A 15757-nucleotide genomic window follows, 5' to 3' on the forward strand; every position below is an offset into this window, starting at 1 on the left:
GGTAGTCCTAAAATACGACGAGCGGCCTAAGCCGCTCGGTAGACAACACTCGATAACAATAACCGAAACAGGTAAAAAATCCTATACCCAAAAGGCGTCAAGAGGCAGATTTGAACACATCTTGACATCATCTGGACAGTTTTTGTTTATCGGGTTTGAATCACTAGTTGATTTGATTGTTTAACTTCTTCCATAACAACGTAAGTTCGAGTGTCATTAACACCCGGCAAACGTAATAATGTATCGCCTAATAATTTACGATAAGCCCCCATGTCAGACACACGAGTTTTTAATAGGTAATCGAAGTCACCAGAAACTAAGTGGCATTCTTGAATATCATCTAGCTTCTGTACTGCGGTATTAAATTGTTCAAATACATCTGGCGCACCACGGTTCAATGTGATCTCAACAAAAACCAACAATGATGCATCCAAATATTGAGGATTTAATAACGCGGTATAACCGGTAATGTAGCCTTGACGTTCAAGACGGCGAACACGCTCTAAACATGGTGTCGGAGATAAACCAACTCGCTTTGAAAGCTCCACATTTGAAATACGACCATCTTTTTGTAATTCATTAAGAATGTTACGGTCAATCCTGTCTAAGTCCTTTGACGGTTTTTTATAATTATCTGTCATTCATTTTCACCTTATTTACTTCCCTGCAAAAATATATTCTACATTCTCTTTGTATTTAGAATCAAATATTACCAAAACACGACTACACTTTACATTAGCCCAGTGGATAAGCCTAAAAATAGGCATAACAACCATTAAGTAAAGAGAGGTTGGAATGAAAATTGGCGTACCAAAAGAGATCAAAAATCACGAATACCGTGTTGGAATGACTCCTGCTAGTGTCCGAGAACTCTACGCTCATGGTCACCATGTTTACGTCGAAACTCACGCAGGAATCGGCATCGGTTTTAATGATGATGATTACATGGCAGCTGGCGCATCCATTCTACCCTCCGCAGCAGACGTATATGCTGTCGCGGACATGATTGTTAAGGTCAAAGAACCTCAATCCATTGAACGAACCCTGCTCAAAAAAGGGCAAATATTATTCACTTATTTGCACTTAGCACCCGATCTTCCACAAACCGAAGCACTAATCAAGAGCAAAGCCGTCTGTATAGCCTATGAGACTGTAACAGATAATATGGGTCGTCTGCCACTATTAGCGCCAATGTCTGAGGTCGCAGGTAGAATGTCCATCCAAGCTGGAGCGCAAACATTAGAAAAATCTCACGGCGGCAGTGGTTTGCTTTTATCTGGTGTTCCGGGTGTTGCACCTGCCAATGTCTTAATTCTAGGTGGCGGTGTCGTCGGTTCGAATGCCGCACGAATGGCGATTGGATTACGAGCCAACGTGACAATTTTAGACAAAAATATCGACACACTTCGCAAACTAGATGAAGAATTTCAAGGTAAAGCTCAAGTCGTATATTCAACCAAGGAAGCCTTAGATCAACTGACCACACAAGCAGATCTGATTATTGGTGCAGTTCTTATTCCTGGAGCGGCAGCACCCAAGCTCATTTCCAGACAACATTTAAAAAATATGAAAGCCGGATCAGCAATAGTTGATGTTGCCATCGATCAAGGTGGATGTTTCGAAACCTCAGCACCAACCACTCATGCTGAACCAACATACATTGTCGATGACATTGTTCACTATTGTGTTGCAAATATGCCAGGCGCAGTTGCGAGAACATCAACTTTTGCCTTAAATAATGCCACTCTTCCCTACATTATCAAACTGGCTAACAAGGGCTACCAACAAGCGTTATTGGAAGATTCTGGCTTATTAAAAGGTCTCAATATAATCGATGGAAAAATCACTCTAAAAGAAGTTGCAGAGAGCCTTAGCCTTCCATACGTTTCTCCAGAAGAAGCTTTAAAATCAGCGTATGAAGGCAACGCGTTCAAGTATGAATAAACGAAACCATGGATTAAATTTGTTGATGAGGTGAAACAGCTTGAATAATCAAATTACGTGGCGTGACATGTCTAGAACAAAACGTTTTCAACGAAACCGTATAGCCTTGTTGCTGTAAACGCAGTGCTTTATCGCATACCAACCACATCTCTAATGGGCGACGAAACACTTGTTGGACAAGACTAATTCTTTCCATATGAACAAAGCGACGGTGCCCTTTTTCTTCCCATATGGACAAATCACAAAACTCATCAATAGGTAAGTTCAATTCTTTTTGTTGTTGAGCCCATTGGCAAAAATGAAAAAAACCGGAGCCTAATTGGGATTTTTTGATACTTGGTAACGATGTATATTCAGTGTGTTCCATTTTTTCGCGCAGTAACAAGTCCAAGCCAAGTCGATAAGTCATTTCAAGTTCACGATGCTGTCTAACACGTCTCCCTCCTGTCACCGTCTCTTGCAAGGGAATCCTCAATTCTCTTTTATTGAGCTTAAGCTCTGATTGCTGACCTTTAAGAGATAACGCTTGGTACTGCTCACCTTCAATTAGATGATAACAACATGGGGAAAGCGTCAATGCTGGTAAAAATTCACGGCAAGTATGTTTAATGAGCTGAGCGTGTAAATCACCACACGCATGTAACGCGACAGCATGTTGTTGTGAATTAAAAATGGATTGAACACTTTCAGACAATGCATCACCTTGCACAAACGTCATGGCAAGCTTGTGTTTATCGGCTAAATATTGGCCTGAATCGCATAAGCTCTGTTGCCATTCGAAGCTCGTCACGGGATAGCCTGACTGTTGAGCTAATACTTGCCCTAAGTACCCCTTACCAGAGCACCATTCAAGCCATTGAGTCCCTTCACTCACTTCTAGCGCAGCTGCTCCCATCGCACAAATTTGTTGCCACTTACGTCCAGGAATACCTACGTTGAGTTGTTCGACATTATTGAGAGAGCTGTCATTCAAACGATCAAGTTCGCAAGCTTTCCATAAATCATCTAATTGAGGGATAAAAGATTGCAAAGCAGCGATCAAACGAGGTGTATCTTGCTTAAATACAAAAACTTGATTATCAGTTAATTGTTCCAAAAAAACACATAGTTCTGGAGCATTTTCTTGCCAAGGAAAATGCGGATTAATGCTTAATTGAAAAGGATCAATCCGCCACAAAAGTTGGGTATCGACTAGCAGTTGATCCAGAAGGTCAAAACGTTGATTAAGTAACAACATGATTTAACGAACAGGAAGCTGAATATCTTTAAACATCGCTTCAATTTCTTGATTATTTTTTAAGCCGATTGCCTTCTCAACAACTGGACGTGTTAAGTGAGGGGCAAACCTTTCCATAAAATCGAACATATAAGTACGCAAGAACGTACCTCGTTTAAATCCAATACTGGTGGTACTCGCACCAAAGATATGACTGGCATCGATCGCGACCAAATCTTTATCCTGCTCTTGATCAATCGCCATACTCGCAAAGACGCCAACACCAATACCAAGGCGTACGTAAGTTTTAATGACATCGGCATCCGTTGCGGTAAATACAATCTTAGGTTTCAGACCTGCCTCATTAAATGCGGTATCAAGCTCAGAGCGCCCAGTAAAGCCAAAGACATACGTCACAAGTGAGTACTTGGATAACTCTTCAATTGTCACTTTTCCTAATTGTGCCAAAGGATGATCTTTGCGAACTACAATCGAACGATTCCAATGATAACAAGGCAACATAATAGCATCTTGATACAGGTGGAGAGCTTCTGTTGCAATAGCAAAGTTAGCCGTGCCTTTTGATACCGCTTCCGACATCTGGCTTGGAGTACCTTGGTGCATATGCAGAGAGACTTTTGGGTAACGAGCAGTAAAGCCTTTAATAACATCGGGTAAAGCATATCGTGCTTGAGTATGTGTGGTCGAAATATTCAAAGTGCCGACTTCAGGATTAGTATGCTCTCCCGCCACGGCTTTAATGCTGCTCACTCTTGAAAGAATTTGTTGTGAAATTCTGACAATTTCTTGCCCAGCGGGCGTCACCGTGGTTAAGTGCTTACCACTGCGTTCAAAAATTTGAATACCAAGTTCATCTTCTAACAAGCGCACTTGTTTACTGATACCCGGTTGAGATGTGTATAAATTTTCTGCCGTTGCAGAAACATTTAAATTATTATTAACCACTTCAACGATATATCTTAATTGTTGTAACTTCATGCTCGTTCCCTCTCGATAGACACAACAACCCCCAAATCACCCAAGGTATGTGATTGCGGCTTATAAGTATCAGTTATAACGCTTATAGAAGTTTTTTCATAGTGGAAATAAATAAGCACTCTAAAAATACTCTTGAAAGTAATCAACATATTGAGCTGGTGTCACACCACGGTGCTTTTTAAACATACGATTAAAACTGTCAATATTACGATAGCCTAATCGCCCGGCTATTTCTTCAACAGGCACTGATTTCGCTATTAAATTCACCGCACTATTGCTCAGAACATAACCACAAATTATCGTAAAATTCAGGTTGATTTTATGTAACTTCCTTTGAAACTGTTGATCCGACAACCCCAGTAACGTTGCAACTCTATTCAATGTCGGCAAGCCATAGTGACAACTATAATTGACGATTTCATAAATCACCTTCATTTCATCATCCGATTGAGGCATATTCAAAAATTCGTCCAAATCATGAGAGCTCATCGCCAATTTTTGCTTTGGTTTGACTTCAGTTTGTATGGTGGCCAAACGCGTATCAGAATGAAACCATAACTCCGTTTGACTATAATTCCAGCCAATATCACAACCAAAATAATCTTTATAAATTTGCTGGTTAACCCGTGAACCTGAGAGCATTACTCGCATGGGAGAAAACGTTTCACCAACATAACGACGAATAACCTTCAACATAAATGACGCTATCCGTACGCTATCATGAACTTTTACATCATTGGTAATAAACGGATTATGGTAGGTCCATTTGATAATTGAACCTGTTTGTGAACCTGTCATAAATGCACCAGATTGCAAACAATTTGAACCATAGTTGATTCGGCGAATGGTAGTTGCGAGATCATGACCAGAAAAAATCCACCGCCCAATCGCTCCTAACTCATTTGCATTAGTCCCGACCATAACTTTCACTATAAAATCGGGATCATTGGTTAATTGTTCTAATTCTTTAAAGAAAATATTCAACTCCGACAATGGAATTAACGCCATCGGATTAATAAATACCGACTCAGGTAGGCTTAATTGTTCAGCCTTAATGTGATATTTCTGGCAAACGTGCCGATACAAGTTCACAAAAGCGATGGCTCGAATAAAATGTATTCCCTTCATATCATCCTACAAATAAAGTCAATAATGGTGATAATTTAAAGTAATTTGTCATATTTCGATTAAAACCTCAAATGAATAAGCACAATACCGTCAACTTAAATAGCAAGGTTTTGAGATGAGTTTAATCAGTATGCCATTTGTCGATACCAACGTTGACACTGTTTTATATGTTGTCGCGACGGTTGTATTAGTTGCCACCATTGGTGCGGCATTATTTGGCTTTTGGAAGTTCCATGAACTCCCAATCAATAAAGCACATAGCAAAGGTCATCATCAAATAGGCTTAATCACAGTTCTCACTTGGATTGGCTTCATTTGGCACTGGGTTTGGGTTCTTGCCGTTATTCTTGCCTTTGTTGATATGGAAAAAGCAATTATTAGCTTACGCGACACTTGGAAAGGCACTCCACAAGCTGCTCAAGAAAAAGAGGAAGCATAATGTTAGAAGGTTTAGCCGTTTGGGCTCTATTTATTTATTTATTACGCCTCGTGGGCATGCCTTGGAATAAAGGCACAAAAAGTTTTGCTTATCTTGGTGGTACCGGGTGGTTAATGTTTGTTTGGGTTGGTTTAATCAACTATGCACCAATGGACTTATCTGGCGGGTCTGTGGTGCAATCACCACACATTCAATTACGCCCAAACATGCCGAATATCACAGGTAAAGTGGAACATATTTATGTAAAACCCAACCAAAAAATAAAAGAAGGCCAACTTATTTATGATATTGAAAGTACGCCTTATAAAATCGCATTAGAACAAGCTAAAGCCGCATTTGATAATGCCCAAATATCTATTTCTACTGCAAAGCAAGAAGTCTCGATCACTCAATCTCATTATCAATCAATGCTCCATGATATTGCGACATCACACAGTGAGATAACTTCCGCCAAAGCTGATTATCAATTACAACAAAAGATGCTTTCTCGTTATCAAAAGCAAAATAGCGTAGCAAAAAACTCAATTACGGAAAGTGAAATCGACAAACAAATCAGCCTAGTAAAAATAGCGAAACAAAAAGTCAGCACATTAGAGTTTCAACTGGCCAAGAAAACCGTCGATGCCGATAAAGCCAAATTACAAATAACTCAAGCGGAATTAACCGTCGCAAGCCGACAAGCGGATTTAAATGATAAAAAGCAAAATATTGAAAAAGCAAAGTGGGATTTGGCCAGCACACAAGTGAAAGCTCCTGCTGATGGCTTTGTGACTAACTTTATTCTTCGTGAAGGTCAGCTTGTATCTCGAATCTCTAGGCTACAAATGTACACCGAAGAAAAATATGTGTTGATGAGAGTGAATCACCAAGCGATCCGAAATATCAAAGTTGGCCAAGCGGCAGAGTTTTCCTCTTCAGTTTATCCCGGTAAGGTGTTTGCAGCCGAAGTAGAAGGTATTATCGAAGCAACGGGTGAGGCACAAAGTAATTTACTGGGGCTTGATCAGTCAATTAGAGCCACAACTGGCAAAAACGTACAAAATAAGCACCACTTTGTACGTTTAAAAATTATAGAAACCGAAGAGTACAATTTGCCTGTTGGTGCGGTAGGTCTAGCTTGGATAAGTGGCGAAAAACCTATGGCATTCTTAGGATTTCTTGATGCCATACGAGGGATTATCATTAGAATGAAATCTCAACTTTACTTCTTCCACTCCATTTAATGACGGATACCTCCAATCGATGTACCATCACCGATTGGAGGTATACTTCAGCATAATGAATAATAATATTTAATATGCATCGCTCCAAAAATGTCGCAGTTTCCATGATAAGATCACTTTCATCATTTATTTAAACTAACCGAAATGACTACGATGTATCAAACGCTCTTAACCCCAATCAACTCATTCTTAAAATGCCCCACTCCTGATGCTTGGATTGAAAAAGCCAAGCAACCAGAGCAATTGGTGACGTTATTGATCGACCATTGTAATTGTGAGCTTAAAGCGGCTCAAACCGCCATGTTTATGGTGCGAAAATACGCCGTTGACCAACAAAGTGGGCAAACCTTAATAGAATGGGCAAAGCCTTATGAAGACTATGTGTACAAATGCATACGTAATGTTGAATTCCCAGAAAAGAGTATCATGCAATCAAATAACCTAACCGTAAAAGACGGGTTTGTGCATGGACAAGATCTGGTTGACAAGATGGTACGTTTGATTAAAGAAGAATTTCACCACTTTGAACAAGTATTAGAGATCATGGAAAGTCGTGGCATTCCGTATCAAAATATGACGGCTGGAACTTACGCTAAAGGTTTAATGAAGATGGTTCGCACTTTTGAGCCTGCAGCCTTAATTGATAAATTGATCATAGGTGCTTATATCGAAGCGCGATCTTGTGAACGCTTTGCCAAGTTAGCACCATTTTTAGATGATGAATTGAATAAATTCTACGTTTCTTTACTTCGTTCTGAAGCTCGTCATTATCAAGATTACCTTGCGTTGGCTCAGGCAATTTCAGAAGAGGACATTAGCGAAAGGGTTCGTTTAATCGGGGAACGTGAAGCGCAATTAATTGAAAGGCACGATTCTGAGTTTCGTTTCCACAGTGGCTCCCCGGCATTAATCACTGAGATGATTTAAACGCTTCCCAAAAACCTCAACGATTGAAACCATCGTATAAAAAAGAACCCCAATCATTGCTGTGATTGGGGTTCTTATCATTTATCACTCTAAAGCGTATCAATTACTTTTTCGGTTTTTTACGTTTATCAGTGACTTCCCACTTTCCATCGACGTAAAGCGCTGTCCAGCCAGAAGGTTTCCCATCAACTTCCGAGCGAACATAATGCTCTTTCGATTTTCGACTAAAACGAACCAATGCTGGAATACCATCCGGATCCGCCACTGGTGCAGACGCTAAATATTGAAATTTCTCAGGAATGCGCTCTTTGTACTCAGCAATTTCTGCCACTAATGGCGCTCGTGTTTCACGAGATTTAGGGAAATTGCTCGCAGCCATAAATAAACCGGATGCACCATCACGTAGCACGAAGTAAGCATCAGAATTAGAACAAGGCAGTTCAGGGAAATGTACTGGATCTTCTTTCGGTGGCGCAACTTCGCCATTGCGTAAGATCTTACGAGTGTTTTTACATTCCTCGTTAGTACAACCCATGTACTTACCAAAACGGCCATTTTTCAGAACCATATCTGAGCCGCACTTATCACACTCAACTAATGGGCCATCGTAGCCTTTTGGTTTGAACTCACCGAATTCAACTACATAACCTTCACAGTTCGGGTTATTACCACAAACGTGCATCTTACGCTTGTCATCAATCAGGTAAGCGTCCATTGCAGTTTCACAAATTGGACAACGCTTTTTAGCACGAAGAGCCGCGGTTTCAACATCTTCTTCTAAAACATTAATTACGCCTTCTTCATCACCTAAGTTAATAGTGGTTTTACAACGCTCTTTTGGTGCTAGCGCATAACCTGAACAACCTAGAAACACACCTGTCGAGGCAGTACGAATGCCCATAGGACGTGAACAAGTTGGACATTCAATGCTCGTTTCAACGATCTTATTTGGCATCATGCCACCTTCAGATTCGTCTAATTCTGCTTTGTCCAAATCAGCGGTGAACGCATCAAAAAACTCATCAAGAACTTGCGTCCAAGTTAAACTACCTTCGGCAATTTTATCGAGTTTTTCTTCCATGCGGGCAGTGAAGTCATAATCCATCAGATCATTAAAGCTACCATCCATACGGTCGGTAACAATCTCACCCATTTTTTCTGCATAGAAACGACGTTGGTCAACTTTTACATAACCACGATCTTGAATAGTTGAAATGATCGATGCATAAGTAGAAGGACGACCAATACCACGTTTTTCAAGCTCTTTAACCAACGCGGCTTCGGTATAACGTGCTGGCGGTTTAGTAAAGTGCTGTTTAGGATCGAGTTGTTTTAGCGACAACGTATCGCCAACTTTCACTTCAGGTAAAATTTGATCTTCATTTTTACCCATTGGACGCTGAACACGAGTCCAACCGTCAAACTTCAAGATGCGACCTTTGGCTTTTAGCGTAAAGTCCTCAGCCTTAACACTCACTGTTGTTGAATCGTATTTTGCAGGTGTCATTTGACAGGCAACAAATTGATTCCAAATCAGTGCATAAAGTTTGTGGGCATCGGCTTCCATACCATTCAAATCTTCGGCTTTTACTTCGACGCTAGATGGACGAATCGCTTCGTGCGCCTCTTGAGCGCCTTTTTTACTACCGTAAGCTAAAGGACTTGCAGGTAAATAAGCGTCACCAAACTCAGATTGAATAAACTCACGACAAGCCTCTACAGCCTCTTTACTCAAGTTAGTTGAGTCAGTACGCATATAAGTGATGTAACCCGCCTCATAGAGTCTCTGAGCGAGCATCATGGTCTTTTTCACCCCATAGCCTAAGCGAGTACTTGCCGCTTGTTGCAATGTTGAGGTGATATATGGGGCAGAAGGCTTACTTGACGTTGGGCGATCTTCGCGCTTACAGACTTCATAAATCGCTTTTTCAAGCACCGATAATGCTGCTTTGGTTTCCGCTTCATTGACGGGTTTGAAAGCAGAACCACCTTGTTGAGCGACTAATAAACGAAAATCAGTATTATTTAGTGTTGTCGTATCGGCATGGATATCCCAAAACTCTTCTGGAATAAATGCGTTGATTTCACGTTCACGCTCAACCAATAGTTTTACTGCAACCGATTGAACACGGCCTGCAGATAAGCCACGCGCCACTTTTTTCCAAAGCAGAGGTGAAGCCATAAAGCCCACCACGCGGTCTAAGAAGCGTCGTGTCTGTTGAGCATTCACGCCATCTAGATTCAATTCACTTGGCGTTTCAAATGCTTGTTGAATGGCATTTTTAGTAATTTCGTTAAAAACCACTCGTTTGTATCGCGCATCATCACCACCGATAATCTCACGAAGGTGCCACGCAATAGCTTCTCCTTCGCGGTCCAAATCGGTTGCGAGATAAACGCAATCGGCGTCTTTGGCGAGTTTTTGTAATTCAGCAACAACCTTTTCTTTACCCGGAAGAATTTGATAGTTCGCTTCCCAACCTTGGTAAGGGTTGATACCCATCTTTTTAATAAGTGCCGCTTTGTCTTTTTCTTTTTTGATACGAGCTTTTTCTTCAGGGCTCATACCTTTGGTTGAAATAGGGGTCGCTTTTTTTCCACTGCTTTGTCCAGCAGTTGGTAAATCACGTACGTGGCCAACGCTCGACTTCACAACAAAATCTTTTCCAAGATATTTATTGATAGTCTTCGCTTTAGCTGGTGACTCTACAATAACAAGAGATTTGCCCATAACTAATTCTAAACATCCTCATCAGGTCGCGTTTATTGATTACGCACGCTGCTTTAATTAATTGCTTCTTTTTTTACTATCGAGTGAGTTTTAAATAAGATCAACCTGTTTTTTCACTTTTCATGCTGAGTGAACGACATATAGCCAACTAAGATCCTGTAAGATGGTTGACCACCTACTACGATTTTTGAAAAACAAAATTCAGGATTTTTTACTGCCATTCGCTATACCAAGCAACGAGTTAGGTATAAACTTTGGCATCAAATTGAGGCGGACAATAGCGCCTTATTTAACGATATTCAACCAAACCTTACAATTTTCAATAATGACATTCTAAGTAGGCCACAATGAGTAGTAAAAAAGCCATCTCCGAATTTGAACTCCTTCTAATTGCAAACCAAGTCATTCAAGAACAAGACAATTATATGGAAGGAATGCGCGCCACATCAGTGATAGAAAAAGGTGAAGTACTTATTTTTAAAGGTGAATATTTCTTAGATGAACAAGGATTACCGACTGAAAACACTACGGCGGTATTTAATATGTTCAAATATCTAGCACACCATCTTTCGAAAGAATTCACTTTAGAAAATACTACTCGCTAATAATAAAAATGCCCTAGTTGAGACTAGGGCATTGATGTCATTTTACTCACCATTATTTACGTAGATAAATAGACCAGAACCAAAGGCCAACAAACACGCTACCGCCAATAATATTCCCGATGGTCACTGGAATAAGATTATTTATTACAAAGTCTGCCATGTTTAAATCGGCAAATTGACTTGCTGTAGTGTGAGTCATTTCCCAAAATTCATCAGGGGCAAAGTGTTTAATACCAATCGCAAATGGGATTTGGAACATGTTTGCAATGCTATGCTCAAAACCTGATGATACAAACATCGCAACAGGTAAAATCAAAATTAGCATTTTATCAGTTAGAGTACGACCAGCATAAGACATCCAAACCGCGATACATACCAGTAAGTTAGCCATGGTACCTAACGCAACCGCTGATGTGAAGGAGTGGTGCATTTTATGCTGAGCAATGTGCATCGCATTCAAACCAATACCACCCGCATCACTCATATATTGTTGAGCAACGAGCATTATACCTACTAGCAAAATACAACCCACGAAGTTACCAAAATAAACTTGAAGCCAATTTTTAATTAACTGCCCCCAAGTCACTAAGCCACTTGCCTTTGCAACAACAACTAATGTTGAGCTTGTGAATAATTCACTTCCTGTTACAACCACAAGAATTAAACCAAGGCTAAATGCTAAGCCACCCACAAAATGTGAAAAACCAGGCGCCACATCAGCAGTACCACTGGTTACCGTAGTATAAAAGATAAATGCAATGCCAATTTGCATACCGGCAGTCACCGCCAGCATAAAAGTTTTGAAGAAAGATTTATTTACTTTATATACACCAGCGGCAGCGGCTTTTTCGGCCATTTCAGGAGGCATTAACGATTCAAATTGATTATTGTCCATTTTCACTCTCGTAACAATTAGATACAAACTAACAGAAGATGGCTGATTATTGCCCTTTAGTGTGATCAAATTCAAGTTTCAAACTTGCCGATAAAACACACAATAATAATTACCTAATCCGCTAATAATCAAAAAAAGACAAGAAAAAGCTGTAAACTGCTAAAAAATGGTGCAAAATTCAAATTCATCAAGAAATTTCAGATAAAAATAAAGCCCACCGAAGTGAGCTTAATTAAACAAAGATTGATATAAATCAGTTCTTATTACCTACCTATTAATGAGTAGGATTACACAATGGGTCTTTGACCTCGTGAAACTAATTTCAATAGTACACTGTCGGCTGTTTTTGCTGCCGTGCCAGAGATTTTATCTGACAGCTTTTTCTTACGTACATAGTGCAACGCTAATACAGACTTTTCTTTTGTCGCTTCGACAATCAAATCATCTGAGGTTTTAATCTCATCCACCAAGCCTAACTCAAGGGCTTGAGAACCAAACCAATGTTCTCCGGTCGCAACTTTTTCAAGATCCAAATCTGGACGATGATCACGAATGAAGTTTTTAAACAACACGTGTGTTTCTTCCAACTCAAGTTTAAATTTGTCACGTGCTTTATCAGTATTTTCACCAAACATAGTCAGCGTACGCTTATATTCACCGGCAGTCATTTGCTCGAATTCAATATCATTTTTTTTCAGTAATTTATTGAAATTAGGAATTTGAGCAATCACACCAATCGAACCCACAATAGCAAAAGGTGCAGACACAATTTTATCCGCGACACAAGCCATCATATAACCACCGCTAGCCGCAACTTTATCGACTGAAATAGTTAAAGGGATATTCGCGCTTTTTAAACGATCAAGCTGTGAAGAAGCAAGCCCGTAACCATGAACCATCCCACCGCCAGACTCTAGGCGAAGTAGTACTTCATCCCCTTCTTTAGCCACAGAAAGAATCGCGGTGACTTCCTCACGTAAAGAAGAGACTTCTTTGGCATCAATGCTACCGTTAAAATCTAAAACAAATAAATGAGGCTTACGGGTATCAACCAATTCACCGGATTTTGCGGCTTTTTTCGCGTCTTTTGCCTCTTTTTTGTTCTTTTCTTTTTGCTCTTTTTCTTGAGCTTTATGACGAGCTTTTAAATACGCTTCATCATGCAAGTGTTCTTCTAATTGTGCGACTGTTTCAGTATGCTTTTCGGACAAGTCAGTGATCTGTAATTCACCTTTTGCATGACCGCCTTTTCCGCCTAATACTTTAATGCCAACAAACAATGCAATTACCGCAACGACGAACGTCACGACTTTGGCTAGAAACAGCCCATAATCCAACAAAAATTCCAATATCATTCCCTCAAAACTCGCGGTTTAGTGTATGGTAAGCCCGTAAAATGATGCCAACCACTTATTATTCAAAATAGCGGTACATTATGGCATATACCGAAGTGACTTCAAGATGCGTCATTTATTGGTGAAACAGTATCTTAAAGTGTCTTCGATATAAACTAATAATCGACATAAAGTTAGATAAGGATTCGATACTGTGAATTATTCTATTCCCCTTGCAGCTCTTACTGGAAAAACCATTTTAGTAACAGGCGCTGGTGATGGCATTGGTAAATGCGCCGCCATTCACTATGCCAAACATGGTGCTACTATTATTTTGCTAGGTCGCACGGTGTCCAAGCTAGAAGCAACTTATGATGAGATAGAAAAAAATGGCGGGCCTCAACCTGCTATTATTCCATTAGATATGAAAGGCGCAACCAAGCAGCATTATCAAGACATGGCAGACACCATTTCAGATCAATTTGGGAAACTAGATGGTATTTTACACAATGCCAGCCTACTTGGCTCAATCACACCATTTGAGCAAATTGAAGAAACTGCATTTGATGATGTCATGCAAGTTAATGTCAAAGCGCAATTATTAATGACACAAACATTACTTCCTTTAGTAAAAAAATCCGACGATGGCCGCATTGTATTTACCTCATCAACTGTCGGGCACATTGGCAGAGCATATTGGGGAAGCTATGCGATTTCTAAGTTTGCCACTGAAGGCATGATGCAAATCCTAGCAGATGAACTAAGCGGCACACCGATTAGAGTGAATGCTATCAATCCAGGCGCAACCCGTACCAAAATGCGAGCATCAGCTTACCCAGCAGAAGACACTGATGAATTGAAAACACCGGAAGATATTATGCCATTGTATGTGTATTTAATGGCTCAAGAAGGGAAAGAAATTCATGGTCAATGCATTGATGCACAACCAAAAAAATAATACTAATTAAATTTTCAAGAAATAAAAGCCAGTACAATACTGGCTTTTATTGAGTTTACAAATATTATGATTAGAGCATAACTAAGAAAATACTCTCTTTCTCTCCCTAAATGTTACCCTTCACTCACTTTTAATAGTAACGACCCGTCATAAAGCGCTTGTTTGATTAAAGCCGCGCCCGGCATCGTCGTTTGAGTGAAAAATTTACACTCAATTAAAGGCACATTTTTATGGAAAATAGGCAAACTATACTGTTGTAATGCTTGTTCGATAGCAGGATACAATATCGATTTTGCATGATTTAACGCTCCACCAAGCAAAATTTTCTCAGGGCTGAAGATATTAGTCATAATTGCAATACCTTTGCCTAAATCTTTTCCCATCTGCTCTATCGTTTGTGTGGCTAATACATCACCTCCAATGGCCGCAGAGCAGATCCTTTCCATAGAGACATCATGTATTGATATTGTTGAATGTACGCCTTGTTCTAATTGTTTGATCACACTACGGCAGACCGCCTCAGAAGAGGCCACTGTATCTAAGCAACCGTACTTACCGCATTCACATAAGTCGCCATTAGGATCAACTTGTATATGCCCAAGCTCACCAATGTTGCCATTGCGACTATAAGCTAGCCTACCATTGAGGATAACACCTGCTGCAACGCCTTGGTGGTTACTGATCAATAATGAGTTTTCAACTTCTTGTGATTGCCCAAAGAGCATTTCGGCTAGAGCCCAAGCACAGGTATCATTTGCGATAAAGACTGGCACACCTGTTTTTTCATAAATTGCGGGGCCTAGCGCTAAGTTTTCAATATTAAAATAAGGCATCTGCAATACGATGCCTTCAGCAAAATTCACTAAAGCCGGCAGTGTTACGGCAATACTCGTCATCCTTTCAACTAAGTGAGAATGATTGGCAAAGAAATATTCAATTTCACTTAAAATTCGTGCTTGTAACGCGCTTTGATCTTTTTCTTCTATATCCACTTTATAATCAGCAATAACATTACCCCCCAACTCATGAAGCGCAATGATTAAATAGCCTTTACCTAAACGAATAGAAAGAAAATGCCAGCCAACATTATCTGTTTGTAAACCAACGGCTGGACGACCACGTGTAATTGACTCTTGGACAACCGTTTCATGGATCAAATGCCCTTCCATTAATTCACGAGAAATTTTCGTTATACTCGCAGGAGCAAGGCCACTCAATTTAGATAGATCAATCCTAGAAATAGGACCGAATTGATCGATAAGTTTATATACACGACCTGTATTGACTTGCTTGATTTGATCAATGTGACCAGGTTGAGCCATGTACATTATTTATCCCTCTTTATAAACAGGGGCTAA

At 40.1% G+C, this 15757-nt stretch carries 14 protein-coding genes; 6 read left to right on the forward strand and 8 right to left on the reverse strand.

The features are described from left to right. Positions 1 to 146: 146 nt before the first annotated feature. Entirely contained in the window at positions 147 to 641 is a 495-nt protein-coding gene (gene lrp / locus VCASEI_RS08090) for a leucine-responsive transcriptional regulator Lrp (protein WP_086961035.1), read from the reverse strand. 154 nt (positions 642 to 795) lie between these two features. Between lrp and ald the strand changes: the two genes are divergently transcribed. Further along, the gene (ald, locus tag VCASEI_RS08095) at positions 796 to 1944 is read left to right on the forward strand and encodes an alanine dehydrogenase (RefSeq protein ID WP_086961033.1); all 1149 of its coding nucleotides are present in this window, start codon (positions 796 to 798) and stop codon (positions 1942 to 1944) included. A gap of 13 nt (positions 1945 to 1957) precedes the next feature. On the opposite strand, the gene VCASEI_RS08100 is transcribed toward ald, so the two are convergent. From VCASEI_RS08100 to VCASEI_RS08110, 3 genes are all read right to left on the reverse strand, one after another. Further along, positions 1958 to 3181 carry a methyltransferase gene (locus VCASEI_RS08100; RefSeq protein WP_089110176.1) on the reverse strand — a complete coding sequence of 408 codons (1224 nt, stop codon included), beginning with the start codon at positions 3179 to 3181 and terminating at the stop codon, positions 1958 to 1960. Positions 3182 to 3184: 3 nt separating this feature from the next. After that, entirely contained in the window at positions 3185 to 4159 is a 975-nt protein-coding gene (cysB, locus tag VCASEI_RS08105; protein ID WP_086961030.1) for an HTH-type transcriptional regulator CysB, read from the reverse strand. Between the two features lie 120 nt (positions 4160 to 4279). After that, positions 4280 to 5287: an AraC family transcriptional regulator gene (locus VCASEI_RS08110; protein ID WP_086961028.1), complete on the reverse strand. Its 1008-nt coding sequence runs from the start codon at positions 5285 to 5287 to the stop codon at positions 4280 to 4282. Positions 5288 to 5402: 115 nt separating this feature from the next. On the opposite strand from VCASEI_RS08110, the gene VCASEI_RS08115 reads away from it, so the two are divergent. The 3 genes from VCASEI_RS08115 (at position 5403) to miaE (ending at position 7876) form a co-directional block, all read left to right on the forward strand. Beyond that, positions 5403 to 5726, forward strand: coding sequence for an MFS transporter (locus VCASEI_RS08115; RefSeq protein WP_086961027.1), 324 nt, complete (start codon positions 5403 to 5405; stop codon positions 5724 to 5726). Continuing rightward, positions 5726 to 6949, forward strand: a complete 1224-nt coding sequence (locus VCASEI_RS08120) for an HlyD family secretion protein (RefSeq protein WP_089110177.1) — start codon at positions 5726 to 5728, stop codon at positions 6947 to 6949. Before VCASEI_RS08115 ends, VCASEI_RS08120 begins: the two co-directional genes overlap by 1 nt. Before the next feature lie 153 nt (positions 6950 to 7102). Next, entirely contained in the window at positions 7103 to 7876 is a 774-nt protein-coding gene (miaE, locus tag VCASEI_RS08125; RefSeq protein ID WP_226983251.1) for a tRNA isopentenyl-2-thiomethyl-A-37 hydroxylase MiaE, read from the forward strand. A gap of 103 nt (positions 7877 to 7979) precedes the next feature. Here the strand turns inward: miaE and topA are convergent, their stop codons facing one another. Further along, the gene (gene topA / locus VCASEI_RS08130) at positions 7980 to 10607 is read right to left on the reverse strand and encodes a type I DNA topoisomerase (protein ID WP_086961022.1); all 2628 of its coding nucleotides are present in this window, start codon (positions 10605 to 10607) and stop codon (positions 7980 to 7982) included. Positions 10608 to 10954: 347 nt separating this feature from the next. On the opposite strand from topA, the gene VCASEI_RS08135 reads away from it, so the two are divergent. Beyond that, the gene (locus VCASEI_RS08135) at positions 10955 to 11212 is read left to right on the forward strand and encodes a YciN family protein (protein ID WP_086961020.1); all 258 of its coding nucleotides are present in this window, start codon (positions 10955 to 10957) and stop codon (positions 11210 to 11212) included. Between the two features lie 52 nt (positions 11213 to 11264). Here the strand turns inward: VCASEI_RS08135 and focA are convergent, their stop codons facing one another. Further along, positions 11265 to 12107 (reverse strand): formate transporter FocA, encoded by an 843-nt coding sequence (focA, locus tag VCASEI_RS08140; RefSeq protein WP_086961019.1) that lies wholly within the window; start codon positions 12105 to 12107, stop codon positions 11265 to 11267. A gap of 287 nt (positions 12108 to 12394) precedes the next feature. After that, positions 12395 to 13456: a protease SohB gene (sohB, locus tag VCASEI_RS08145; RefSeq protein ID WP_086961018.1), complete on the reverse strand. Its 1062-nt coding sequence runs from the start codon at positions 13454 to 13456 to the stop codon at positions 12395 to 12397. 199 nt (positions 13457 to 13655) lie between these two features. Between sohB and VCASEI_RS08150 the strand changes: the two genes are divergently transcribed. Beyond that, positions 13656 to 14399 carry a YciK family oxidoreductase gene (locus VCASEI_RS08150; protein ID WP_089110179.1) on the forward strand — a complete coding sequence of 248 codons (744 nt, stop codon included), beginning with the start codon at positions 13656 to 13658 and terminating at the stop codon, positions 14397 to 14399. 113 nt (positions 14400 to 14512) lie between these two features. Here VCASEI_RS08150 and mlc read toward each other — a convergent pair whose 3' ends face one another. Continuing rightward, positions 14513 to 15727 (reverse strand): sugar metabolism global transcriptional regulator Mlc, encoded by a 1215-nt coding sequence (gene mlc / locus VCASEI_RS08155; RefSeq protein WP_086961015.1) that lies wholly within the window; start codon positions 15725 to 15727, stop codon positions 14513 to 14515. Positions 15728 to 15757: the final 30 nt, after the last annotated feature.

It is taken from the genome of Vibrio casei (assembly GCF_002218025.2).
Lineage (GTDB): Bacteria > Pseudomonadota > Gammaproteobacteria > Enterobacterales > Vibrionaceae > Vibrio > Vibrio casei.

Excerpts from the sequence above, each read along its gene's own strand:
- lrp (WP_086961035.1), bottom strand. The coding sequence starts at position 641 with ATGACAGATAATTATAAAAAACCGTCAAAGGACTTAGACAGGATTGAC.
- ald (WP_086961033.1), top strand. The coding sequence starts at position 796 with ATGAAAATTGGCGTACCAAAAGAGATCAAAAATCACGAATACCGTGTT.
- VCASEI_RS08100 (WP_089110176.1), bottom strand. The coding sequence starts at position 3,181 with ATGTTGTTACTTAATCAACGTTTTGACCTTCTGGATCAACTGCTAGTC.
- cysB (WP_086961030.1), bottom strand. The coding sequence starts at position 4,159 with ATGAAGTTACAACAATTAAGATATATCGTTGAAGTGGTTAATAATAAT.
- VCASEI_RS08110 (WP_086961028.1), bottom strand. The coding sequence starts at position 5,287 with ATGAAGGGAATACATTTTATTCGAGCCATCGCTTTTGTGAACTTGTAT.
- VCASEI_RS08115 (WP_086961027.1), top strand. The coding sequence starts at position 5,403 with ATGAGTTTAATCAGTATGCCATTTGTCGATACCAACGTTGACACTGTT.
- VCASEI_RS08120 (WP_089110177.1), top strand. The coding sequence starts at position 5,726 with ATGTTAGAAGGTTTAGCCGTTTGGGCTCTATTTATTTATTTATTACGC.
- miaE (WP_226983251.1), top strand. The coding sequence starts at position 7,103 with ATGTATCAAACGCTCTTAACCCCAATCAACTCATTCTTAAAATGCCCC.
- topA (WP_086961022.1), bottom strand. The coding sequence starts at position 10,607 with ATGGGCAAATCTCTTGTTATTGTAGAGTCACCAGCTAAAGCGAAGACT.
- VCASEI_RS08135 (WP_086961020.1), top strand. The coding sequence starts at position 10,955 with ATGAGTAGTAAAAAAGCCATCTCCGAATTTGAACTCCTTCTAATTGCA.
- focA (WP_086961019.1), bottom strand. The coding sequence starts at position 12,107 with ATGGACAATAATCAATTTGAATCGTTAATGCCTCCTGAAATGGCCGAA.
- mlc (WP_086961015.1), bottom strand. The coding sequence starts at position 15,727 with ATGTACATGGCTCAACCTGGTCACATTGATCAAATCAAGCAAGTCAAT.